At 74.0% G+C, this 22,712-nt stretch carries 18 protein-coding genes; 1 reads left to right on the top strand and 17 read right to left on the bottom strand.

Features of this window, described 5'->3' with window-relative positions; translation table 11 throughout:
• The first annotated feature begins 16 nt into the window (after nucleotides 1-16).
• The gene (locus tag AC2TEW_RS05390) at nucleotides 17-412 is read left to right on the top strand and encodes a hypothetical protein (RefSeq protein WP_484622145.1); all 396 of its coding nucleotides are present in this window, start codon (nucleotides 17-19) and stop codon (nucleotides 410-412) included.
• Between the two features lie 894 nt (nucleotides 413-1,306).
• Here the strand turns inward: AC2TEW_RS05390 and AC2TEW_RS05385 are convergent.
• From AC2TEW_RS05385 to AC2TEW_RS05305, 17 genes are all read right to left on the bottom strand, one after another.
• Nucleotides 1,307-1,888 carry an outer membrane protein assembly factor BamB family protein gene (locus AC2TEW_RS05385; RefSeq protein ID WP_484622144.1) on the bottom strand — a complete coding sequence of 194 codons (582 nt, stop codon included), beginning with the start codon at nucleotides 1,886-1,888 and terminating at the stop codon, nucleotides 1,307-1,309.
• A 28-nt stretch (nucleotides 1,889-1,916) separates the two neighbouring features.
• A complete protein-coding gene (locus AC2TEW_RS05380) occupies nucleotides 1,917-2,621 on the bottom strand; it encodes a hypothetical protein (protein ID WP_484622143.1) in 705 nt (234 codons plus the stop codon).
• Between the two features lie 120 nt (nucleotides 2,622-2,741).
• Complete coding sequence (locus AC2TEW_RS05375) at nucleotides 2,742-3,185, bottom strand: winged helix-turn-helix transcriptional regulator (RefSeq protein WP_484622142.1); 444 nt, start codon at nucleotides 3,183-3,185, stop codon at nucleotides 2,742-2,744.
• Nucleotides 3,186-3,459: 274 nt separating this feature from the next.
• Nucleotides 3,460-4,281, bottom strand: a complete 822-nt coding sequence (locus AC2TEW_RS05370; protein ID WP_484622141.1) for an ABC transporter permease — start codon at nucleotides 4,279-4,281, stop codon at nucleotides 3,460-3,462.
• Entirely contained in the window at nucleotides 4,278-5,315 is a 1,038-nt protein-coding gene (locus AC2TEW_RS05365) for an ABC transporter ATP-binding protein (RefSeq protein ID WP_484622140.1), read from the bottom strand. Before AC2TEW_RS05365 ends, AC2TEW_RS05370 begins: the two co-directional genes overlap by 4 nt.
• A gap of 33 nt (nucleotides 5,316-5,348) precedes the next feature.
• Complete coding sequence (locus AC2TEW_RS05360) at nucleotides 5,349-6,455, bottom strand: thiopeptide maturation pyridine synthase (protein ID WP_484622139.1); 1,107 nt, start codon at nucleotides 6,453-6,455, stop codon at nucleotides 5,349-5,351.
• Nucleotides 6,452-8,908 carry a lantibiotic dehydratase family protein gene (locus AC2TEW_RS05355; protein ID WP_484622138.1) on the bottom strand — a complete coding sequence of 819 codons (2,457 nt, stop codon included), beginning with the start codon at nucleotides 8,906-8,908 and terminating at the stop codon, nucleotides 6,452-6,454. The genes AC2TEW_RS05360 and AC2TEW_RS05355 overlap by 4 nt, the downstream gene beginning before the upstream one ends.
• The gene (locus AC2TEW_RS05350) at nucleotides 8,905-10,755 is read right to left on the bottom strand and encodes a TOMM precursor leader peptide-binding protein (RefSeq protein WP_484622137.1); all 1,851 of its coding nucleotides are present in this window, start codon (nucleotides 10,753-10,755) and stop codon (nucleotides 8,905-8,907) included. Before AC2TEW_RS05350 ends, AC2TEW_RS05355 begins: the two co-directional genes overlap by 4 nt.
• Before the next feature lie 13 nt (nucleotides 10,756-10,768).
• Nucleotides 10,769-12,184 (bottom strand): nitroreductase family protein, encoded by a 1,416-nt coding sequence (locus AC2TEW_RS05345; RefSeq protein ID WP_484622136.1) that lies wholly within the window; start codon nucleotides 12,182-12,184, stop codon nucleotides 10,769-10,771.
• Nucleotides 12,185-12,187: 3 nt separating this feature from the next.
• On the bottom strand, nucleotides 12,188-13,165 hold the full coding sequence (locus tag AC2TEW_RS05340; protein WP_484622135.1) for a lantibiotic dehydratase C-terminal domain-containing protein: 978 nt from the start codon (nucleotides 13,163-13,165) through the stop codon (nucleotides 12,188-12,190).
• 1 nt (nucleotide 13,166) lies between these two features.
• Nucleotides 13,167-15,782, bottom strand: a complete 2,616-nt coding sequence (locus tag AC2TEW_RS05335; protein WP_484622134.1) for a lantibiotic dehydratase — start codon at nucleotides 15,780-15,782, stop codon at nucleotides 13,167-13,169.
• On the bottom strand, nucleotides 15,782-17,368 hold the full coding sequence (locus tag AC2TEW_RS05330) for a SagB family peptide dehydrogenase (protein ID WP_484622133.1): 1,587 nt from the start codon (nucleotides 17,366-17,368) through the stop codon (nucleotides 15,782-15,784). Before AC2TEW_RS05330 ends, AC2TEW_RS05335 begins: the two co-directional genes overlap by 1 nt.
• Nucleotides 17,365-19,020 (bottom strand): TOMM precursor leader peptide-binding protein, encoded by a 1,656-nt coding sequence (locus AC2TEW_RS05325; RefSeq protein WP_484622132.1) that lies wholly within the window; start codon nucleotides 19,018-19,020, stop codon nucleotides 17,365-17,367. The genes AC2TEW_RS05330 and AC2TEW_RS05325 overlap by 4 nt, the downstream gene beginning before the upstream one ends.
• Nucleotides 19,013-21,022: a hypothetical protein gene (locus AC2TEW_RS05320; RefSeq protein ID WP_484622131.1), complete on the bottom strand. Its 2,010-nt coding sequence runs from the start codon at nucleotides 21,020-21,022 to the stop codon at nucleotides 19,013-19,015. The genes AC2TEW_RS05325 and AC2TEW_RS05320 overlap by 8 nt, the downstream gene beginning before the upstream one ends.
• A gap of 114 nt (nucleotides 21,023-21,136) precedes the next feature.
• Complete coding sequence (locus AC2TEW_RS05315) at nucleotides 21,137-21,304, bottom strand: thiomuracin/GE37468 family thiazolyl RiPP peptide (protein ID WP_149038406.1); 168 nt, start codon at nucleotides 21,302-21,304, stop codon at nucleotides 21,137-21,139.
• 57 nt (nucleotides 21,305-21,361) lie between these two features.
• Complete coding sequence (locus AC2TEW_RS05310; protein WP_149038406.1) at nucleotides 21,362-21,529, bottom strand: thiomuracin/GE37468 family thiazolyl RiPP peptide; 168 nt, start codon at nucleotides 21,527-21,529, stop codon at nucleotides 21,362-21,364.
• Nucleotides 21,530-21,569: 40 nt separating this feature from the next.
• Nucleotides 21,570-22,634, bottom strand: coding sequence for an LLM class flavin-dependent oxidoreductase (locus tag AC2TEW_RS05305; RefSeq protein ID WP_484622130.1), 1,065 nt, complete (start codon nucleotides 22,632-22,634; stop codon nucleotides 21,570-21,572).
• Between the last annotated feature and the right edge of the window lie 78 nt (nucleotides 22,635-22,712).

Below are 22,712 nucleotides of genomic sequence, written 5' to 3'. Positions count from 1 at the left end.
CCTCTACAGTCACCGCATGGCCACCGGAGACGCGCCCCCGCACCGGCCCGACATCGCCGCGATGCTCACCGACCAGACCAGCGCCTGCAAGCCGGCACGCGAAGCCATCGCCGCCGGCGCCGACGTGAAGATCTTGGACAGGGAGGTGCCCCAGTGGATGGTCGCCGGTATCGCCGCAACAAGGTTGAAGCGGTCCTTGGCCCGTGGCCTGCAGGAGATCATCGGTCTGGACGAGACCGTTGAGATCCTTGCACGGCACCGCGGTGAGCAACTGCGCACCGGGATCATCGACTCAGCAGACGGGCTCTGGTCCTTCACTCTGTACTTCGACGCCACCGGGACCGAACTCTTGGCGTGCAGCGGTGTCAAGCGCCCTCGGCGGCACAGCGCGAAGGACTCATTGGAGTCCTGAGCCGACTCGCGGAGCAGGCGTTCTGGCGAGATCTCAAACGAGGTCAGGCGTTACGGGACAAGTCTTAGTCAATGAGCCCTCCTATAGCTGCGGTCAGGTGAAGGCGAAGGTCGTCCCGGACCAGCACGATCGGGCCGCCGAGCTGGATGCGGGCGCGGACGATCAGTCGCACGGCAGCACGGCCCACCCGTGCCGGCCCGCAGTAGGCCGAACGCTGCTCCTCGACCGGGCCGGGGCGGCCATGGGCGGCGCCGGGACCGGGCCCGGGGTGGGTCCGGGCTCAGTGCGATCCTGCTCGCGCCCGGCCTGACGGTGGATCGCGGCCCGGTGCTGGAGACCCTCGACGTGGTAGGCGCAGGTCTGGCACTCCGCGCTCCGGTCCAGGTCGGCGCCGAGTTCGCTGTCGGGAACCCGAAAGCGCGGACGTGCCAGGTGAGGGCACGCCCGTGATTACAGGTTGCCGACGGTCCAGCGGGAAACCTGGTCTCCGGCAGTGGTGGTAAGCCAGGTTCCGTCGCCGAGAGCGAGCGGGTCGGGGCCGGGTGCGGCCGGGTAGGTGAGTTCGGTGAGCAGGGTGAGGGTCCGCGGGTCGAGGAGGACATGGCGGGAGGTTTCCGCGAAGTCGTGTTCGGCGACCGCGGCGATGACAGCGGTGTCGGAGAGGAAGCCGGGGCGGTTGACGAGGCGGTCGTCGCCGGAGCCGGGGATGTCCGTGACGGAGATCGACGCGGCGTCCTGCCATGTTCCGTCGCCGGTGAGGGTGTGGAGTTGAAGGCGGGTGCCGGAGCGCTCGAGGGTGATCAGGCGGTCGCCGTCGGGGTTGCTGCCGGCGAGGAGTTCGTCGGGGCGGGCAGCGGGTGCGACGTCGAGCTTCCCATCGGCGCAAGCGACGGCTTAGGAGAGGGCGTCCTCCTGCCCTTGGCCGGCCGACAACAGCAACGCCCCGTCGGCTGTCGGCCGGCCGTGGAAGGTGTAAGTCGCCGACGCTGCGGTGAGGGCGATCCGGTCGATCACCTCCCCGGTCCGCGCGTCGACGGCGATGCACAGGTCACCGTCGTACGAGCCGTCCGCGGTCACAGGACCGGGAATGGTGGCGAGCACGTAGCGCCCGTCGGGGGTGGCGACGCACGCCCCGTCGCCGGACCCTCCGCTGCTCCACGGGGTGTGGTCCACGGTCCACAGCCGCCGGCCGGCGGTGTCGACGGCCGTCAGCGCCGCGTCCCCGCTCACGAACACCAGCGAGCCGTCGGCGTTCGGGGATGCGTAGCCGTGCTCGGCGAACGGTGCCGGGAAGACGGTGCCGTCGTCGAAGACCCGGTCGGCCTCGGGGCGGATGCGGTGGGCGGCGATGCTGTCGCCGTCGCGGGTGACGATCCACGCGGCCCTGCCGCGGGGCTGCCACCCGTCCGGCCAGCCGAGCGCGTCCTGCACTCCGGGAACGGTGGCGTGGGCGGTCGGGCGGGCGGGGGTGGTCACCGGTACATCTCTCCCTGTTGTATGACGGTTAGCCACCCAGTCTCCCACCAGTGTGCCGCGGCCGGGGCGGTGCGGCCGCGGCACACCAGGTGTCAGGGGAGCCATCGGTGAGCTGCCCTGCCGCGTCCAGGCCGTAGGCGACCGCGCGGCCGTTGAAGTCGCGCTCGCCCACGAGCCGTCCGGCGACATCGTGCTCGTACGTCCAGGTGAGGCCGTGCGGGTTGGTGATCCGGGTGAGCTTCAGCTCCGGGTCGTAGTCGAAGCGGTAGTGGGCGCCGTCGGGGTCGGTGAGGGCGGCGAGCAGGTCGAAGTACGTGTACTCGAACGTCGACGTGCCGCCGCCCGGGTCGGTGTGCCGCACGCAGTTGCCCTCGCCGTCGTACGCCCACCGCGCGGTGTTGCCGGCCGCGTCGGTGCGCCACGCGGGCCGCCCTTCGACGGTCCAGCCGAGCAGGGTGGTGCGGCCGAGCGGATCGGTGACCCGGCTGGGCAGGCCGAACGCGTCGTAGGCGCACGTGGACGTGGCGCCGAGCGGGCCGGTGACCGCTGTGGGCAGCCCTGCCGGGTTGTACGTGAAGGTGGTGGTGGCGCCGAGGGCGTCGGTGACCGTGACCGCGCTGCCGTGCGCGCCTCGCACGTACCGGGTGCTGGCCCCGGCCGGGTCGGTCGCGGCGAGCAGGTTCCCGCGGCCGTCGTAGGTGAACCGCTCGACGGCGCCGTCGGCGGTCGCCACCTCCAGGGGCTGATGCAGGTCGTTGTGGACGGCCTCGCTGAAGCTGCCGTCGGGCCGCGATATTCGGCGCCCCGCGGCCTGGGTGCGCAGGGCCGCAGGGCGGCCCGCGGCGGGGTGTGGTCAGCCGGGGATGCCCGCGGGGAGGCGGGTGGCGGGGCCGAGGTCGGGTTGCGGGGTGGTGGCGTGGTCGTGGAGCATCCGGCGGTCGTAGGCGAGTTGGTGGGCGCGGATGGCCTCGGTGTTGTCGACCGCCCAGGCGTGCAGCCGGCCGAAGGGCTCGCGCAGGGACTCGCCGAGCGGTGTGAGTGAGTACTCGACCCCGACCGGCGAGGTCGGCAGGACCTGACGCCTGATCATGCCGTTGCGCTCGAGTCTGCGCAGGGTCTGGGTCAGCACCCGCTGGGTCACGCCGTCGAGGTGACGCTTGATCTCGTTGAACCGTCTGGGTTCGGCCAGGACGGCCAGCACGGTCATCGACCACTTGTCGGCGATCTGGTCGAGGATCGGGCGGCTGGGGCTGTCGGACCGGTGGACGGTGTCGCCGGCGGGCGCAATAGTGGCCATTTCGATGCCCTTCGTGATCCGTGCAATGCCGAGGGTACGGGCGTGACGGTGACCGCCGCGCCCGCGGCTGGAGGGCCGGTCGACCCGCCGCAGGACCGGCCGGCCGGCAGGTACGGGTGGTCTGCGGACGGCGGTACGGCTTGGCATGGTCCCCTGACACGGGCGGCGAAGAGCGGGAGCCTCCAGGAGATTGTGAGCATGCCACGGCGAGATAGACATCCAATAGACCTTGATGTGCACATGGTCGACTTCGCGGCCCCGCCGGGCCTCCCGCTCAGCCGAGGGCGCGCGACATGAACCCCCGAACGCCGATCACCGCGGCGACCAGCAGGGCGGCGGACAGCACCAGCACGTCGATCCAGAGCGCGATCGACGGCCGCCCGGGCAGCGTCACCGCCCGCAGCCCCTCGCTGAGGTAGGTCAGCGGGTTGACCGAGGTGATCACCTGGAACCACCGCACCCGGCCCAGCGACGACCACGGGTACTGCACCGACCCGGTGAACGTCAGCGGCGCCAGCACCAGCGAGAAGGTGACGCCGATCCGCTCCGGCGAGACCACCGTGCCCAGCACCAGGCCGATCCCCGCGCCGGCCGCCGAGCCGAGCGCGAGGATGCCCAGCACCCCCGGCCAGGCCGACGGCGCCCAGCCCGAGGTGCCGAGCACCAGGAACCCGATCGGCGCCATCACCAGCCCGGCGAACAGACCGCAGAGCGTCCCGAAGACCATCTTGGCCACCGCGACCAAGCGGCCGCTCAGTGGCGCGAGCAGCCGGTCCTCGATCTCGCCGGACCAGGAGAAGTCCATGATCAGCGGCATCGCGGTGTTCTGCAGCGAGACCAGCAGCGCGTTCAGCGCCACCACCCCGGGCAGCAGGGTCGCACCGAAGTCGCCCCGGGTGTACCCGGCTTCGCCGAGCACCTTGCCGAACACGAAGAACAGCAGCATCGGCTGGACGACCACCTGCACCAGGAACGGACCCGGCCGCCGGGTGGTGGTGAACACGTCCCGCCACAGCACCGCGAGGAAGGTCCGCAGCACGGGGGCGGGTTGACGGGACAGGCTCCCGAGGGCGGCGGATGCGGCAGGCGCGGTCACCGCAGCTCCCTTCCGGTCAGCGAGATGAAAACGTCCTGGAGGCTCGGCCGGGCCACCGCCAGGTCGGTCGGCTCGGCCCCCGCGCCCCGCTCCGCGATGACGCGCAGCACCTCCGGCAGCAGGACCGACGGATCCTTCTTGGTCCGGACCCGGAAGCCGCACCGGCCCCGCCGGTCGGCGCCCTCCCCGGTACCCGGCACGGTGTCGTGCTCGACGCCCTCGACACCGTCGACGCCGGGCAGTTCGGCCAGCGCGGCCGAGAGCGCGGCGACCACCGCGTCCGCCCGGCCGTCGTGGCCGGCCGGGTCCGGTGCGAGCCGGACCTGCGCGGTGATCGTGGTGCCGCCGGGCAGCGCCCCGGTGAGCGCGTGCGGGGTGTCCAGGGCGAGGAGCCGGCCGTGGTCGACGATGCCGACCCGGTCGGACAGGCTCTCGGCCTCGTCCATGTCGTGGGTGGTGAGCACCACGGTGACGCCCTGCCCGCGCAGTTCGCGGATCCGCTCGTGCAGGAACAGCCGCGACTGGGGGTCCAGCCCGGTGAACGGCTCGTCCAGGAACAGGACTTCGGGCCGGTGCATCAGCGCCCGGGCGATCACCACCCGCTGGGCCTGGCCGCCGGACAGCCGTTCCACCCGGCGGCCGGCCAGGTCGGCGAGCCCCATCAGGTCGAGCAGTTCGTCGGTGCGCCGGACCCGCTCCGCCCGGCCGAGGCCGTGGTAGCGCCCGTGGAAGAGCAGGTTCTGCCGCACGTCCAGCGAACGGTCCAGGTTCTGCCGCTGCGGCACGACCGCGAGCAGGCGTTTGGCCTCGGCCGGCCGCGCCACCACGTCCGTGCCGTGGACCAGGCAGCGGCCCGACGTCGGCAGGATCCGGGTGGTCAGCACCCCGACGGTGGTGGACTTCCCGGCCCCGTTCGGGCCGAGCAGGCCGAAGACCTCGCCGCGGCCGACGGTGAAGCCGATCCCGTCCACGGCGGGCGGCGCGTGCGGGTGGTAGCGCTTGACCAGCTCGGTGACCGTGACGGCGTGGTTCATGACGTCCTCCCTCCTCCTGCGTCCGGGCACGGCCTAGAGCCGGCCGCCGCGGTCGACGAAGCCGATCAGGTCCTGGATCCGGTCCAGCGCGCTCACCCCGTGCACGTCCTCGACGGCGCGGGAGACCACGTGGCAGATCAGGTTGCGTTCCAGCTCGCCGATGCCGATCCGGTACATGTTGAGGTAGAGCCAGTTGAGCACCACCCGGTACTGCTGGAAGGTGTTCCAACCGCCGAGCTGGTCGGCCGCACCCCGGTGGCCGCCGAGCGTCTGGTGGAACGGGCTGCGCGCGGACCAGGCGGACCACGTCGACCCCCAGGCCTCGGGGTCACCGCTCTCGTCCGTGTTGAGGGCCAACTCCCCTGCGGTGATGAGCTTGTTGGCCTGCTCCCGGTAGTGCAGCAGGGTGTCGAGCAGCGCGCCGAAGGGCAGCACCTCGTGGTAGTGGGCGGCCGCGGTGATGGTGACGACCCGCTGCCGGAACCGGTCCGCGCTGGCCTCGTAGACCCGGTCGAAGCGTTCCCGCAGCCCGTCGGGGCTCTTCGCCAAAAAGGCGTCGGCGTGGCCGCGGTAGGACAGGTAGCCGTAGGTGACCGGAGGCAGGAAGCGGTGCGCCGTGGCGATGAACATGTCGACCGCGAGGGCCATCTTCGAGCCGCCGCCGCGGACCCGGTCCAGGATGGCGAAGGCGGTGTCGTTGGTGTCCACGTAGTAGTCGGCGAGCAGGTCGGCCGCCGCCCGCCCGCCGAGCACCTGCAGCCGACGGTCCAACTCCCCCGTCTCCACGGTGTTGTTGGCCGCCCAGGGCGTCAGCGGTCCCTGTTCCCGCTCGTGCCGGGCCAGCCGCTGGTGCTCGGCGTGGGAGGCGCGCTCGTCCAGGACCGTGAGGGAGGGGTGGGCCCGCAGGTACTCCCCCAGGATCCCCTCGGCGGCGGGGGCGACGACGGACTCGAAGGCCTCGGCGCTCGCCAGGACCGGGATCCGGACGTGCGGACCGCGCCGCCAGTGCGGCTGGAAGTACGCCCTGGACACGGCGGGGGCCACCGCCGCCAGGAACGGGCGCACGGCGTCGAGCAGCAGATCGGTCCGGTCGCGCTCGTGGTGGAAGACGTTCACGCTCCGCCAGGACGGCTCCGTCATGTCCCAACTCCTCGGCAGTTCAGCTCGATCAGGTACTCGGTGACGTGCGGACGGCCCTGCCGGTCGGTGAGCGCCGTCTCCGGCTGCGGTGCGACCTCGTGGAAGACCGCCGCGCTGCCCGGGTCCCGGGCCGAGCGTTCGAAGGCGGCGACCAGCAGCGGCGCGCCGAGGTCGACGAACATCGGCTTGCGGGCGCGGTCCTCGGTGAGCGAGCCCGCCGGGGCGGCGCCCAGCCGCAGCACCGAGACGAAGAACCGCGGCGGGATGCCGTGTTCGGCGAGCCAGCCGGCCAGCTGCAGCAGGAACGCCGCGTCCGACTGGCCGGGCGTGCGCCGCGGCAGGGTCCCCGGCTGGGCCACCCACGCGGCACGCCGCAGCACCACCCGGCCGATGGTCAGCCGGGGCGCGTGCAGCACCCGGCCGGTCGCGTTCCCGGCGCCCGCCTCGTGCTGCACCGGCTGGTCGGGGCGCAGCAGGATGGGGTTCTCGCCGAAGGCCTCGATCAGCAGGGCCATCACCGGCGGGAGTTGCCGTTCGTAGGAGAGCCCGCCGTGGACCGGCCGGACCGGGGTGGCGCCGTCGCGGAGGACCGGCAGTCCGTCCTGGTCGACGCCGACGGTGAGGTGGGCGGGCGGCGGGTGGTCGAGGCGGTCGGGCAGGGTGAGGTCGCGCTGGTTGAGCGAGGTGCCGAGGGTCCGGGTGAACTCGGCGTACCGCGGCGCGTTCGGGTCCCGGGGGTCGGCCGGGTGGACCAGGTCGACGGGGAGCGGCTCGTCGGCGAACCGGCGCAGCAGCCGGTGCACCTGGGAGCGGCCGCGGCCGAAGCCGGAGTTCACCGCGTTGACGATCAGCTGTGCGTCGCCGGGACCGCGGTCGTCGTACTGGGCGTAGACGGCGACCGAGCCGGGCGGGCGGATCCAGGGCGGCAGGGTGTCCAGCACCTTCTCGATCCGGTCCCGGTCCGGGAGTGCCCGGCGGACCTCGGCGATCAGCTGGACCAGGTGGCGGACCTCGGCGACCGGGCTGGCGCCGAGGGTCGCGGTCAGCCCGGTCATGGTGAAGGCGAGGGCGGCGGGGTGCAGGCGCATCACTTCGCCGCCCTCGCGGACCAGTTCGGCGTAGAACCGGTCGAAGGGCACGGTGGTGTCCGGGCCGAAGCGCTCCCGCAGGAAGGCGGCGACCGCGAGCCTGAACGGCAGGGTGTGGTCGAGGACCGCGAGCAGCCGGCAGGCGAGGGCGAGGTCGTCCAGGGCGCCGCGCCAGGACGGCAGCGCGGCCTCGGCGACCACGCCGGGGATCACGGACTGCTCGGTGACCAGGTCGCGGAGCCTGCCGGTGGTGCCGAGGCCGGCGAGCGTGTCGCCAAGCCGGTGGCCGAGCGCGACCCGTTCGGTGCCGCTCGCGTCGGCGTAGGCGCGCAGTTCCTCCCGGAGCGGGCCGAGTGCGGGCATCCGCCGCGCCAGCTGCCCGAGCGGGTCGGGGCCGTGTTCGTCCAGGTCGGTGCCGGCCAGCAGCAGTCCGGTGGCCAGCAGGGAACGCAGGTACCCGGCGGCCCGGTCCGGGGGTGCGGGCAGGGCGGCGGTCAGCGCGGCGAGGGTCGGTCCTTGGGCGGCGGCGCGCAGGCAGTGCCGGAGCGCCGGGGTGAGCGGCAGGGTGAGCAGTTCCTCGGCCGGTGCGGGGCCGAGGAACTGGACGCGGTCGGCGACCGGCCGTGCGCTCGGGTTGACCCGGACGGTCACCTCGGCGGGCGCGGCCGTGGCCGGGGAGGTCCACGGTGCGAGGGCGGACAGGTCGAGTTCGACGATCGAGCGCGGCGCCTCGGTCGCGGTCCGGCGCAGCGCCGGTCCGTCCGGGACGAAGCGGCCGAGGCCGCTGGCGGTGAAGGTGGTGAACGGGCTGGTCTTGGTGGCGGCGCGGGTGGCGTAGACGGCCAGCCGGATCAGTTCGGCCCGGCCGGGTCTGCCGCGCAGGACGGTGTGCAGGGTGGGGCTGGCGTGGGCGAGGCCCTGGTCGAAGCGGGCGTCGGCGGCGATCTGCCGCAGGGCGTCGGCGGTGGCGCGTTCCGCCTCGGCCAGCACCGCGGGCAGCTCGGCGCGGGCGGCCCGCAGCCGGGCGACGGCGTGTCCGAACTGGGCTATGTCGGAGGCGAGTTCGGTGCCGAGTGCGGCGGTGACCGGTGGCTCGGCGAGCAGCCGGGCCGGGTCGCGGAGCTGGTGCACGGCCCGTCGCAGGGCGACCAGTTTCGGTCTGGGGCCGGGGTCGGGCAGCGCCCCGATCACCCGGTGGCAGCGCTCGGACAGCGCCGCCGCGTCGGCGGTCAGCCCGGCCTCGGCGTGGACCGCCGCGAGCAGGGCGTGCCGCAGCCGCGGGTCGACGAGCCCGTCGAGCACGGTGGCCGGCAGGCCCGCGACGCGGACGCCGAAGGTGGTGGCGATGGCGGGGTCGCGGCTCATGGGAAGGGGTGGGGGTGCGGGTTGAGGTCGGCGTCGGTGAGCGGGCGCGGTGCGTGGCCGAGCCGGTACGGCACCTCGTGCAGCCGGGGCAGTCCGGTGGTGCGCCGGTTGCGGTGGCCGAAGGTCATCGGCAGTGCGCCGGGGGCGATCACCTTGACGCAGGCCAGGTCGGCGGCGCGGTGCAGCGGCGAGGTCTGGTCGACCACCACCACGTCCATGCCGCCCGCCAGCATCCGGTCGACGGCTTCGGTGAGGTCCTCGCGCAGGTCGGGGTGGGCCGGCCAGGGCCGTCGGCCGAGCCGGTCCCAGCCGATCGTGCGGTCGCCGTCGAGCAGGAAGGAGAAGCGGTCGAAGGCCTCGGGGGTGGCGGCGCACAGCGAGTGGTCGGTCATGACGCGGACCAGGTCGGGGTCGGCGGCCATCCGGCGGGCCCGCTCGGCCTCGGCGGGGTAGCGGCGCAGTTCCTGTTCCACGATGGGTGCGAGTTCGCCGAGGGCGCTGAGTACGGCGGCGACCGGGTCGAGGGCCGAGCCGCTGGTGCAGATGACCTGGGGGCGGGCCGGGTCGCCGGTGGCCTCCTGGGCCAGGACCCAGACGGCGGGGATGCCTTCGGTCATGGTGGTGTCGAAGGCCCGGACCCGGTAGCCGCTGCGTCCGAGGCGTTCGGCGACCAGCCGGATGCGCGGGTCGGGGGCGCGGGCGAGGTCGACCTCGGGCACCGGCAGCCGGGCGTACCAGGTGAGCAGGAACGCGTCGCGTTCGACGATCTCCAGGATGCCGTGCAGGACCGCCTCCTCCAGGCAGCCGCCGAGCGCGCAGCCGTTGGAGATCTCGAAGGTGAAGCCCCGGTCCGCGGTGGCGCCGGGCTGCCACTCGGTCCGGTAGTAGGCGTAGCTCTCCGGTACCAGGACCGGCCGGTCGCGGCCGAAGGAGTGGGCCCACACCCAGGACACCGCGGTGTCCTCGGTGAACGGCTGGTAGCGGCCGTCGGGGTCGGGGAAGCGCTCCGGGGGGAAGAGGCCGAGCGTGCGCGGGTCGAGGGCGTGGTCGGCGAGTTCGGCGTAGCTGCCGCGCACGGTGGTCCGCCGGCCCCAGGGCCACTGGCCGCCGAGCCGTTCCAGGGCTTCGGCGACGGCGGTGGTCCGGCAGGAGGCGTAGTCGCGGCCGCGGCCCCAGCCGGCCTCGCCGCGGTAGCCGTACTCCGTCAGGACCGCTTCGGCGAGCGGCAGGACGGCGTCGCGCATGCCGTTCGGCGGGGCGACGACGCCGGTCTCGGCGTCGACGTAGCGGGCGGTCAGGTCGGCCTCGGACAGGTCGCGGACCCGGGTGGCCCCGGCCCGGGGTTTGGGCCGCGGCCGGGGGGTGATCCGGGCCGCGTCGGCGGTGTCCGGCGGCAGTGTGCCGCAGACCCGGCACAGCGGGTCGGGCAGGAAGGTGTGCCGGGTCAGGGCCGCGGTCCGCAGGTCCAGGTACCAGCAGCGGTCCGGGGCGGCGCCGGTGTGCAGCAGGTCGGTGACCGCGTCGGCGGCGAAGGTGGTCAGCCAGCGCGAGGGTTCGGCGGCGATCCGCCCGTCGGCGCGCAGGTCGGCGGTCCGGCGGTCGGCGCGGGGGGCGGCGGTGCGCCAGGTCTGCAGGCACCAGGCGCAGCCGGGTTCGCCCGGGCGTACCAGCGGGCCGATGACGGCCCGGTCGAGTTCGGTCCACACCGGCAGCCATGGTTCGCCGCGGTCGTGGGCGGCCTGCCAGCCGTCGGTGTCCCAGCCGTCGCGGGCGACGACCAGTACGGCGGGCGGGCGCCGGGCGATGGCGGCGGCGAGCAGGCCGTCGCCGAGTACCGTCTCGCTCACCTCGGTGTCCCCCTCACCACGTCAGCCGGAACTCGGGGCGCCGCCCGGCCGGGTGTCCGGTGCCGAACTGCGCCATCAGCAGGCTGCGGCGGCGGCCCTGGAGGCCGAACCAGCCGTCCAGCAGGTGGGTGAGCACGTCGTTGTGGACCCGGCCGGCCACCTCGACGGAGGCGGCGGCCAGGCAGGCCCGGTGCAGGGCGGCTCCGGCGGCGGCCTGCTGGACGCGGTACCAGCGGGCGCCGAAGCGCTGTTCGGCGGCCTCGGCGTCGCCGACCGGCAGCAGCCACAGGTTGGCGGTGCGGGCGCCCTGCTGGGTGAGCGCGGCCAGCGCGGCCTCGCGCAGCCGCTGGCGGGGGTCGCCCTCGCCGACCGGTTCCAGCTGGTGCGCGCCGGGGTGGTAGCGGTAGGCGCCGGAGGGGATGCCGGTCACGTCGGCGATGACGCAGTAGTGCTCGACCAGGTCGGCCGGCAGGTCCCAGTCGGGTTGCCGGCCGTAGCCGGTGAGGATCGCGGCGAGGGTGTCGGCCGTCATGGGGTCGCCGTTGAAGCCGCGGATGGCGGCGTGCCGGGTCCGGGCGCCGGCCCGCAGGTCCGGGGCGGCCAGCGGCAGGCTGATCCGCTCGCCCTCGCCCGCGGGGGCGGCCGTCAGCGGTTCGGGGGCGGGGCGGCTCTGCGCGAGCACCGCCGCGTGGGCGCCGGAGGCGCGCGGGAAGGCGGCCAGCGAGGGGCCGCGGTCCGCGGGGGGTGTGGGCGGCAGCAGGTCGACGACGGCGTGCACCCCTTCCTCCCGGGGGTCGAGGCCGAGCAGGTCGGTGAGGTCGGCGTCGGGGAAGCAGAGCCGGGCGGTGGCCTGCTGCCCGTCGGCGACCGCGAGGGCCTGCGCCACCTGGATGCCGGACTCCAGGCAGGCGAGGCGGTAGTACATCTCGCCGTACTTGGCGGCCAGCCGCCAGAACACGTTGGTCTGCAGCAGGACGGTGGCCGCGGGCCGGGCCGCCGCCCAGCCGCGGTAGTCGCCGGCGCGCAGCTGGACCAGGTCGTGCCGGGCCGGGTCGTAGTAGTGGACGCCGGTGGGGACCTGGGAGTCGGGTCCGGCGAGGACGTACCACTCGGCGCTGTAGCGGGCGCCGCCGGAGGGCGTCGGGCGGCGGGTGACCAGCCACTGCAGCGGGTCGGCGTCGGGGATGGCCTCGAAGCTGTCGGTGAACGGCAGCAGGTCCAGCGGGGTCAGCCACTGCGAGCGGGTGATGCCGCCGAGGTCGGCGAGCAGCCGGCCGAGCCGGTGTCCGGACCGCTCCGGCGGCCAGGGCAGCGGGTGGCGCGTCGCCCCGGGGTAGCTCTTGACCAGCCGGGGGGCGAACGCCTTCGGGTCGGCCACCTCGGTCGGGGTGTGCACGTCGTCCTGGTAGCGGGTGACCTGGTCAGTCATGGGTCACACCGCACACAGGTCGAACGCGGTGCGGGTGAGCAGCAGCCGCAGGTGGGACTCCTGGGCCAGGCTGATGCCGAGCCGGTTGCACATCAGGTGGGCGCAGCGTTCCACGATCAGCTGCGGCACCAGGTGGTTGATGTGGTCCAGCACGTCGGCGGGGGCCTCGAAGGTCGGGTAGGCGTCCAGCCGGCCGAGGAGTTCCAGCTCGACCAGGGTGTCGTTGAGGTCGCGGGTGCTGGCGAGCCAGCCGTTGACCACCGATCCCCCGGGCAGGGCGACGCCGCGGGTCGACGCCCAGACCGCTTCCAGGCCGGCCCGCAGCTGGGCCTTGTTGGCGTCGAAGTGCCGCTCGAAGGCGGGCGAGCCCAGCAGTTGCGCGGCTCCGCCGCCGCTCTCGACCATGAACCGTGCCTGGTAGGCGAGTTCGGGCAGGATGCCGGTGAACAGGGTGCGGTTGGCGGCCAGCATGGCGAAGGCGTCCATGGCCCGCTGGCCGGGCTTGCGGCCGCGGGCGATCAGCTCGACCGCCAGGGCGCTGCCCGCCATCAGCTGCCGTTCGACCGCCTCCAGCGAGCGGCCGGTGCCGAAGACCTCGGTCTCGGGCAGGTAGTCGATGAACGCCACCGAGTTGTCCGGGTGCAACTCCCGGTCGTAGTCGGTCATCTGCTCCAGCGCGGCGAGGCCCGGCGCGGTGTCGGCGTACTCCTCGGCGGTCATCGGGGTCTGCGAGGGCGCGGTCCGGAAGAAGTCCGCGGCGCTCTCCTCGATCGCGGCCCGGACCTGCGGCACCTGCTCGGGCCGGGTGAGCACCCGCAGCCGGACGTGCGGGCCGCCCTCCCAGTAGCGCAGGAAGAAGAAGCCGTCGGCCTGCCCGGCCAGGCGCAGCCGTTCGACCGCGGGCCGCAGGGCGCCGACGATCAGCGCGTCCTGGTCGCCGTGGTGGAAGAGGTGGGCGCTGACCCAGGTGCGTGCGGGCATGTCAGACATAGGTGACTCCGGGCTCGTTGAGTTCCACGATGTACTCGGCGACGCGCTCGCCGCGGATCCGGCCGGGGTCCGGCACCATCTCGCTGATCTGCACGATCGCATGCGGCTCGGTGAGCCGGCGTTCCAGTCCGAGCAGCAGCAGCATGCTCGCGAAATCCACGTAGTTGGGCTTGATGTCGTTGCTGGGCCCCTGGCCGGTGCCGCCCTGGGCGAGGGCGGCGGGGTCCAGGACGGTGACGAAGCACCGCTCGGGGATGCCGTGTTCGGCGAGCCAGCCGGCCATCCGCAGCAGCCAGGCCGCGTCGCTGGTGGCGTCGGTGCGCCGGGGCAGCCGGTCGGCGCGGGTCATCCACATGGCGCGGCGCAGCACCACCTTGCCGACCATCAGCCGGGGCAGGTGGCGTACACCGTGGTCGGCGCGCGGGTCGGAGGTCATCCGCAGTTCGGTGTGCGGGCCGAACCAGGTGGTGGACTCGCCGAACGCCTCGACCATGAAGCGTGCGGCGGGCGGCAGCAGCCGGTCGCCGAGGCCGGGGTGAACCGGGCGGATCGGTCGGCCGAGGCGCCGTGAGACCAGCTCGGGCAGGCCGTCGGCGCCGCGCCGCACGGAGAGGTCGTTGACGGGCAGCAGGGCCTCGTCGGCGCGCAGGCTGCGTACGCCGGGGTAGTCGACGACCAGTGCGACGCCGGGCTTGCGGACGTTGACCGCGGACCTGGCGACCGCCTCGAACTCGGCGAAGAGCGCATGGTCGCGGCCGGTGGCCGGGCCGGGCTCGGCGGGCTGGTCCTCGCGCAGGTCCAGCCCGTCCAGGATCTGCCGGACCCGGTTGCGGCCGCGGCCGAAGCCGCAGCTGACGGTGTTGACCACCAGTTCCTCGCCGTGCGCGGCGGCGGCGAGCTGGCAGTACACCGCGACCGAGGTGGGGGTGCGCACCCAGGCCGGCCACTCCTTGGCCAGCGTGCGCACCTCCTCGGGGTCGACCCGGACCACGCCGTCCGGGTCGGGTGCCCGCTCGCCCAGCAGCGTCTTGACGGCGGCGCGCAGCCGGTACAGCTCGCCCAGTGCCTCGCTCGCGCGGTCCCGTCCGGCGGCGGCCGGGCCGGCCTGCTGTTCGGCGAGCGCGTCGCGGTAGAACACCATCAGCGGGACCTCGGCCCCGTCCGGGTAGCGGCGTTCGAGCAGCTCACCGAGGGTCAGCTTGGCGGGCAGGTCCGGTCCGATCAGGCCGAGCAGGGTGCGCACCGCGTCGAGGTCGTCCAGCAGCGGCTGCCAGCGTTCCCGGTCGAGGACGGCGGTGGTGCCCGGGTGGACGGCGTTCTCGTAGAAGCTGTAGCGGGCGAACTCCTTCGCCAGTTTCGGGTTGTTGAGGTACGCGTGGTCGCCCGCCTCGCGCAGCGCGGTCTCCAGGCCGCGGATCACGGCGTCGCGGACGGCGACCCGGTCGCCGGGCGAGCCGATCGTGGGGTAGCTCGACAGCGCCTCCTGCAGCCCGTGCAGGGTCCAGTCCAGCCGTTCCAGGCCGGGCCGGCCCAGCCGGTGCAGCCAGGCCCGCAGGTCGGACAGCGGGTCCGGGGCCTGGTCGGCGAGCGGCGGGACCAGCTCCAGGACGCCGAGGGTGACCAGTCGGCGCAGGAACACGTCGACCTGGCGGGCGTCGGCCGCCTGGGCCTGCAGGGCCGCGCGCAGCTCGTCGAGGGTGATCCGGCCCGCGGTCAGTTCCAGCACCCGGCGCAGGGTCGGGGTGAGCGCGAGGCTGTGGACGTGCTCGACCGGGCGGCGGCCGAGGAAGACCAGGGCGTCCCCGGCGACGGTGGCGCTCGGGTTGATCCGCAGCCGGCAGCCGCCGACGACGTCCGGGCGCTCCCCGACGGCGCGGGCGATGCGGTGCAGCGTCCCGATGCTGATCTCGGTGCCGGTCGCCGCGGCGGCCTGCCCCCGGGCCAGCCGTTCGGACAGGTCGACGGCGTCCGTGGCGCTGCCCCAGGCGGCCAGACCGCTGCTGGTGAAGGTGGAGTACGGGCTGGTCTTGGCTGCGGAACGGGCGAGGTACTGGGCGAGGCGCAGCACGGTCTGGCGCTGCGGGGCCCGCCCGGTGGCGAACCACTTGTGCAGGGCCAGGAACGCGTCCGGGTTGGCGTGCACCAGGCCGAGCTGAAACGCGGGCAGGCGGGCCGCGTCGTGCAGCGCGCGGTAGCTGTCGGCCCAGTCCTGTTCGAGCTGGTCCGGCAGGGCGGTGAGGAGGCGGTCGCGTTCGGCGAGCAGCGCCGTCCAGGCGCGCAGCGGGGCGGCCAGCTCGGCGGGCAGCTCGGCGAGCCGCTCCGGGTCGATGCGGCGGCCGCGGTGCACGGCGCGGCGGACCGCGACCAGTGCGGCCTTCGTCTCGCCGCCGCCCGCGGCGCCGACCGCGGCGTGCAGCAGCTGCGACAGGCCGCCGGTGGCGTCGGCGATCGCGGCGCGCAGCCGGACCAGCTCGCCCGCGGTGGCCCAGCTGCGGGCGCAGCGCAGCCCGTCCAGCACCTCGACCGGGCTGCCGGCGAGGCGGACCACGGCGGCGGGGCCGGGTGCGTACCGGGCCGGGGGGACGGGGGTCTGTTCCAGGGTGTCCATCAGCGGTCCACCGCCTCGGGCTCGACGGGTACGATCACGCGGCCGCCGGGGCCGGTCCTGGCCAGCAGGATCTGGAAGACCGGGGTGTGGCGCTGCTCGGTGAGGCCGAGGGCCTTGCGGACCCCTTCGGCGTGGTAGGCGTTGACGATCCGTCCGGACAGGCCCTGCGCGGCGGCGGCGACGCAGATCCGGTGCGCGAGCAGCCCGGCCTCCTGGTTGATCACCCGGTAGCCGCGGTCGCCGAAAGTGTCGAAGGCCCAGTCGCGGTCGCCGACCAGGTGCACGACGGCGCTCATGTGCCGGAAGACCGGTCCGGGGATGGTGACCCGTTCGATCGCGGCGACGGCGTCCGCTCCCTGGGCTCCGTCCGTGGTGCGGACCGGGTGGAGGGCGCCGGTGGCGTGGTCGAGCCGGTAGGCGCCCGCCGGGATCCCGGTGAGGTCACCGACCGTCAGGTAGATCTCCAGCGGGACCGGCGCGCCGGGCGGGACGGCGTCGCTGACGACGCCGTTGCGGGTCTCGGCGAGCCGCGCCCACAGTTCGTTCCCGTCGACCCGGGCCGGGACCGGCCGGAAGATGCCGGGCCCGGAGTCGCGGGAGCGCAGCACGGCGGCCAGCGGCAGTTCGGGCGCGGCGTGCGGGGGCCGGGGCAGCGGCGGGGCCGCGGACCGGGCGGGCGGCGCCGGTTCGGCGGCGGCGAAGGCCGCGGTGTCGGTGCGCAGCGAGGCGCGGTTGACCTCGGTCAGGGTCGGGCAGGCCTGGGCGACCTTCAGTCCGCCGGGCAGCACGGTCGGCGCGATCGGGTCGAGGCCCGCGGCCAGTTCCGCGGCCGTCGTCCCGGTCCGGACGCGTCGGGGTCCGGCTGCGCCGAGGTGCAGCGGCAGGACCAGCAGGGCCGGTTCCTCGTCGGGGTCGAGGCCGAGCAGCCGGTGCACCGGCTCGTCCAGGAACTGGTGGTGCACGTGCACCGTGAGGCCCATCGCCCGGGCCACCAGGTCGAGGTTGCCGGTCAGCAGCCCGGCCTCCTGGGTGCACAGCCGGTAGGCGTAGTCCCGGTAGATGTACGCGGTCTTGGCGAACAGGCCGGAGAGCACGAACACGGCCTCCGGCAGTGCGTCCCCGGTCGCGTCCCCGGTCGCGGTTCCGGTCGCGTGGAGCAGCAGTTCCCGGTGGTCGCCCTCGCGCAGCAGCACCAGCGCGTGGTGCGGTGCGTCGTAGTGGTACACGCCGGCGGGCAGGCCGACGTACAGCTGGACGCCGAACAGGCAGCGCGCGGAGGCGACCATCCGGTGGTAGGGCCAGGTGCCGTTGGTGTCGAACTCCTGGCGGGAGATGCCGTATCCGTAGCGCAGCAGGGTGGACAGCGCCGTGTCGTCGAAGGTGTCGACCGGGCTCGGCTCGCGCGGTGTGCGGACGGTCAGCGGGCGGCGCGGCCGGCCCCGGTAGATCTTGAACTTCAGCGGCTCGTCCGGGTTCCCGTACTCGGACTGCCGGGTCTCCATCGCCTCGGCCAGGTCCTCCAGGGTGACCCGGAAGAACTCGCGGCCGACGCCGCTCCCCGCCCGGCCCTGCGGCGGCCCGCTCACGGGAAGGGGTGCGGGTGCGGGTTGCGCACCTCGGCCAGCCGGGGCAGGCCGGTCACCCGCCGGGCGGTGTGTCCGAAGGTCATCGGCACCGAGCCCGGTGCTATCACCTTGACGCATGTGAAGCCTCCCGAGGCCTGTTCCGTGGAGGTGGTGTCGACGGCGACGACGTCCATGCCGGCTGCGGCGAAGCGCCGGACGGCCTCGTCGAGGTCCGCACCGATGTCGGTGTGCCGCGGCCAGGGCCGGCGTTCGAGGCCCTGCTGCCAGGTCGAGGTCTCCGGAGCGTCGAGCAGGAAGGAGTAGCGGTCGAAGCTGTCCGGGTCGGCCGCGCACAGCAGGTGGTCGGCCATCGACTCGACCTCGTCGGGGTGGCCGGCCAGGTGCCGGGCCCGCTCGCGCCAGCCGGGGTCGAGCGCCAGCAGTGTCACGTACTCGACGGTCTGGCTGAGTTCGTGCAGCGCGGCGAGCACCGCCTCGTCCGCCCGCAGTCCGCTGCCGCCGGTCGACACGGCCCGGGGCCGCCCGGTGCCGGTGACGTCCTCGGCGAGGGTCCAGAACGAGGGGATGCCGTGCTCACGGGTGCTGTCGAAGACGTGCACCCGGTAGCCCTGCCGTTCGATGCGCTCGGCGACCAGCGGGATCCGCCGGTCGGGCACGGTGGCCAGGTCGATCTCGGGCAGCGGGGTGCGCCCGTACCAGGCCATCAGGAAGGCGTCGCGCTCGGCGACTTCGAGGACGCCGTGCAGTACCGCCTCCTCGTAGCAGCCGCCGAGCGCGCAGCCGCTGGAGATCTCGCAGGCGAAGGACGGTTCGCCGCCGGCCGCCCGCGGCAGCCGGTAGTAGACGAAGCTCTCCGGCACCAGCACCGGCCGGCCCTGCCCGAAGGACCAGCCCCACACCCAGTTCGCCTCCGCGTCCTCGGTGAACTCCCGGTAGTGGAAGCCCGGGATGCGGAACCGGTCGGCGGGGTACAGGCCGAGGGTGCGCGGGTCGATCGCGTCGGCGGCCACCTGCGCGTACCCGGCCCGGACGGCGGTGCGCCGGCCCGGCCGGTACGCGGCGAGCCGCTCCAGCGACTCCGCCACCGCGACGGCCCGCGCGGACCCGAAGTCGCGGGTGCGGCCGTAGCCGGAGGCCTCGGTGGAGACGCCGGGCACCGCGAGCACGGCCTCGGTGAACGGGAACGCGTGCTGCGTGTACGAAGCCACCGAAGGGATCAGGCCGCTCTGCGGGTCCACGTAGCGCCCGTCGAGCCCGGCGTGGTCCAGCAGGCGAACCCGGCTGGACTCCGGCGACAGCTTGGTCCGCGGCTCGCGGACGATCCGCGCTCCGTCCGCGCTGTCGGTGACGACGGTCGAACAGGCCGGACAGTGCGGGTCGGTGAGGTACGTGTGCCGGGCCAGCGCCAGCGTCGCGGTGTCCACGGTCCGGAAGCTCTCGGCGCCCGGTCCGGGGCCGGCCAGTGCGGCGACGGTGTCGGCGAGGAAGCTCGGCAGTTCGCGGTCCTTCGGCACCTCGGCGGCCAGTTCGGCGGCGCGCTCCGGGGTGGCCGCCGCGGTGCGCCGGGTGTGCAGGCAGGTCGGGCAGCCGGGCGGCCACGGTCCGACGACCACCTGGTCGGGCTCGTGCCTGACCTGGGGACGGTCAGTCATGGACGACCACGGCCTGTGCCACGAACGGACACAGCCGGGCGACGACGGGGTCGTGGTCGAGCGGCACCGCGACGACCCGGCCGCCCTCGCGCGTCAGCCGCGCCACCAGGTCCTCCAGGGCCACCGGCGCCGGGAGCGCCGCAGCCGCCGGTCCGCCGCGCAGGGTGGCGGGCAGCTCGGGCACCGGCGCCGGCGCGTACGCGGGCTGGTCGGTGGCCTGGGCCTGGTAGGCGAGCAGGACCAGCTCCAGTCCCCGCTCCAGCGCGGGGGCGGGGGCCAGGTCGCTGACGTACGCGACGGTCGCCTTGGGGCCGGTGAACGCGAAGGTGGGCAGTCCGATCAGCGCGGTCAGGTCGTGTACCTCGACCGGCTGCTCGACGATCTCCAGCAGCTTCCGGTAGCGCGCCGCCCGCGGGGTCAGCTCCACAACCGCCAGGTCCAGCCGGGGCAGCGGGCCGGTCGCGGCCGACAGCGCCGCACCGACGGTCCCGTTGGCCGCCGCGACCACCGCCGCGCGGACCGCCGCCGGCCAGTCGTCGCCCGAGGCGGCGGCCGGCGCGGGGAAGACCGCCGCGGCGTCGACCGCGACCGGCTCGCCGGTCAGCACGTCCACGCCGGGCAGGCGCTCGCCCGTACGCGCGTCGTGCATCACGGCGGCGTAGCGCTCGAAGGCACGGCGCACCGCGCGCTGCCGCGACTCGACGACGTTCTCGCCGCAGCCGAACACCGGGAACGGGCCGCCGGCCAGGCCGACCGGGTCGGACACCAGGACCTCGCTGACGAACAGCGGCAGCTGCTCGTGGTCGCGTTCGGTGATCTCGGCGAAGACGCCGGTGCGCGGGTCGACGCAGTCGACGGCGCGCCGGCCGAGCTCCTCGTCGTCCACCGGCGCGGCGGCGGCCAGCCGGGCGAGGCGGGCCGGGTCGTCGGTGCGGGCGGGCCGCGCCAGCGGGTGGGGCAGGAAGGCGTGGGTCGCCGTCTCGAGCGTCTCCAGGTCGAACCGGACCAGCTGGTCGGCGTCGCCGGGGCGCTGCTCGGTCCCGGCGCCGGTGCCCTGGCCGATGCCGGTGAGGTGGCGGAACGCCGCGAAGCACAGCTGGTTGGCGACCAGGGCGACGGTCGGGCCGCGCAGGAACTCGCTGGGCGCGAGCTCGGGGTGGTCGCGCAGGTCCGCGCCGTCGAGCTCCGGCGTCAGGGCGCGCAGCCGCCGCCAGGCGGACTCCCAGGCGGTGGCGTCGCCGTCCGCGCCGGTCACCGGCCCGATCCAGGCCTCGTCACCGACCGTGACCACCTGGGCGGACGCGGCGCCGGCGGCCTTCGCGGCGTGCGGCAGGGCCAGCGCGCGCCCGATCATGGGGCGGTCCGCGACGTGCAGCACCATGGCGGCGCCGGCCGCGAGCCGGTCGAGGTGGCCGCTCTCAGCCGCGTCGAGGTCCAGGTGGCCGAGGCGCTGCTCGGGGTCCTGCTCCCGTGCTGCGGCGAGGTGTTCGGCGACCCGCTCGCGGTCGAGGGGCGACTCGCCGAACGGCGCCAGCACGCAGGCCCGCACACCGGAGCGCAGCTCGGAGTTGACCAGGGCCTGCAGCAGCGGGCCGGAGCCGGTCAGCACGAGTGCGCTGTCGCGGTAGGACTGGAAGCGCAGTTCCGGCGAGTCGACGAAGTACTCGATGAAGGCGATGTTCGCCGCGTAGGTGGTGGCCAGGTCGGCGGACAGCGTGTGCGGGCGGTCGTCCAGGACGTTCTTGACGTACCCCTTGCCGAGCAGCAGCATCGTCAGCTTGGCCAGCGAGGCGCGGCTGGACTCCGGTACGGCGGCGCACAGTTCGCCGAGGGTCCGGGTGCCGTCCAGCATCGGGGCGATCCGCTGGATCCACTCGTAGGTCGACGCGCCCTTGAGCATCGACCCGCCGAGGTTGCTGCGGATGTAGGCGCCCTCGGGCACCCGCATGACGTAGACGTCCCCGCGCAGACGCGGCCGGATCCGCTCCAGATTGACTTCCATGACCACCGCTTCTTGACGCGAGACTGATGACGGGCCAGGAGGAGGACCGAGAGCCACCCGGTCCCCGAACACGCACCGGCTAGAGCACAAGTGCCGGAAGGATCAGCACCCGGATCAGGTGCAGGAGCAGCACGGGCAGCAGCAGCAGCAGCTGCTGGCACCGCCCGAGGCGGACAGCTCGGTCAGGCCGTAGCCGGCCGTCACCGAAGCGGGCACAACCTCACCCAGGTCCACGAGCTCGAAGGCGCCGTCATCCAGCACCAGGTCGTCGAAACCCTCCATGTCTTCACACCCCCATTCCTCGCTCGATCTGCGTATCTGACGGAGCACCGGCACCGATCAGGTGCAGGAGCAGCACGGGCAGCAGCAGCAGCAGCTGCTGGCGCCGCCCGAGGCGGACAGCTCGGTCAGGCCGTAGCCGGCCGTCACCGAAGCGGGCACAACCTCACCCAGGTCCACGAGCTCGAAGGCGCCGTCATCCAGCACCAGGTCGTCGAAACCCTCCATGTCTTTACACCTCCATTCCCTTTCCGGGTGACAGAATTTGTCACAGTGATTTCACTACGGGCAGCACCTTGTCGCAGAAGAGCTGCAAGGTCTGCCCAGCCTCGGCGAGCGGCATCGCTCCGAAATCGATCTGCCAGAGGATCTGGTCGACACCGCCGATGTGGTCGTTGAAGGCGCGGATCCGGTCGACGACCGTGGCCGGCGAACCGACGATCGCGCCGCCTTCGGTGAAAAGCTTCTCGGGTTTGAGGCCGCGCAGCATCCAGCCGAATCCGGAATAGCCGCGGTAGGCCGAGGACTCCCGGCGGTCCCAGGCGCTGACGGCCTCCGCCCACACGTCCAGGTACCGCCGCAGGTACGTTTCGGCGATCTCCTCGGCGTGCGCGTCGGTGTCGGCGACCACCAGCGGCAGGCTGGCCGCGACCCGCGGGCGCAGCCCCGAGCCGCCGTGCGCGGCGGCGAACGCGTCGCGGTAGAGGGTCAGGTGGTCGCGGAACTCGTGCGGGGAGATCATCGGGGTGATCAGCAGCCCGTGGCCCTCGGTGCCCAGCCAGGAGAAGCTCTCCGGGGTGCGGACCGCGGCGCCCCAGATCGGCGGGTGCGGCTGCTGGGTGGGCCGCGGCAGGCCGGTGACGTCGCGGTAGGCGAAGAACGGGGTGGACTCGGTGACCTTCTCCTCGGTCCAGATCCGCCGCACCGCCCGGATGGTCTCGCGGAACCGGTCGACGCTCTCGTCCATGTCCACGCCCAGCGTGTCGAACTCGTCGGGCAGGTAGGCGCGGGCGAAGCCGACGTCCAGGCGGCCGCCGCTGATCGCGTCCAGCTGCGCGGCCTCCGCGGCCAGTTGGACCGGGTGGTGGAAGACCGGCAGCACACAGCCGGTGATCAGCCGGACCGTGCTGGTGCGGGCGGCCACCGCGGACAGGAAGCCGAGCGGGCTCGGGCAGTAGCCGCCGTAGTGGTGGAGGTAGTGCTCGGTCATCTTGACCGAGTCCAGGCCGCCCAGCTCCGCCCGGACCGACAGCTCCAGCGCGTCGCTGAAATAGGTGTGCGGGAGTTTCGTCTCCGGCGTGCAGTCAGGAAGAAAGGAAAGCCCGAAGCGCACCGATACCACTCCCCTAGCAACCGGATATCCGAGGAATTCTCCGAATCGACGCCCGCGCTATTCATCGCCCCCGTCCGG

Source organism: Kitasatospora sp. NEAU-CNBT7 (assembly GCF_057220535.1).
The sequence above is the reverse complement of the archived record's forward strand: the minus strand, read 5'-3'. Positions and strand labels throughout refer to the sequence as shown.

What these genes read in the sequence shown, in the direction of transcription:
- AC2TEW_RS05390 (WP_484622145.1), top strand. Translation starts at nt 17, where the DNA reads ATGGCCACCGGAGACGCGCCCCCGCACCGGCCCGACATCGCCGCGATG.
- AC2TEW_RS05375 (WP_484622142.1), bottom strand. Translation starts at nt 3,185, where the DNA reads ATGGCCACTATTGCGCCCGCCGGCGACACCGTCCACCGGTCCGACAGC.
- AC2TEW_RS05365 (WP_484622140.1), bottom strand. Translation starts at nt 5,315, where the DNA reads ATGAACCACGCCGTCACGGTCACCGAGCTGGTCAAGCGCTACCACCCG.
- AC2TEW_RS05360 (WP_484622139.1), bottom strand. Translation starts at nt 6,455, where the DNA reads ATGACGGAGCCGTCCTGGCGGAGCGTGAACGTCTTCCACCACGAGCGC.
- AC2TEW_RS05355 (WP_484622138.1), bottom strand. Translation starts at nt 8,908, where the DNA reads ATGAGCCGCGACCCCGCCATCGCCACCACCTTCGGCGTCCGCGTCGCG.
- AC2TEW_RS05345 (WP_484622136.1), bottom strand. Translation starts at nt 12,184, where the DNA reads ATGACTGACCAGGTCACCCGCTACCAGGACGACGTGCACACCCCGACC.
- AC2TEW_RS05340 (WP_484622135.1), bottom strand. Translation starts at nt 13,165, where the DNA reads ATGCCCGCACGCACCTGGGTCAGCGCCCACCTCTTCCACCACGGCGAC.
- AC2TEW_RS05335 (WP_484622134.1), bottom strand. Translation starts at nt 15,782, where the DNA reads ATGGACACCCTGGAACAGACCCCCGTCCCCCCGGCCCGGTACGCACCC.
- AC2TEW_RS05325 (WP_484622132.1), bottom strand. Translation starts at nt 19,020, where the DNA reads ATGACTGACCGTCCCCAGGTCAGGCACGAGCCCGACCAGGTGGTCGTC.
- AC2TEW_RS05320 (WP_484622131.1), bottom strand. Translation starts at nt 21,022, where the DNA reads ATGGAAGTCAATCTGGAGCGGATCCGGCCGCGTCTGCGCGGGGACGTC.
- AC2TEW_RS05315 (WP_149038406.1), bottom strand. Translation starts at nt 21,304, where the DNA reads ATGGAGGGTTTCGACGACCTGGTGCTGGATGACGGCGCCTTCGAGCTC.
- AC2TEW_RS05310 (WP_149038406.1), bottom strand. Translation starts at nt 21,529, where the DNA reads ATGGAGGGTTTCGACGACCTGGTGCTGGATGACGGCGCCTTCGAGCTC.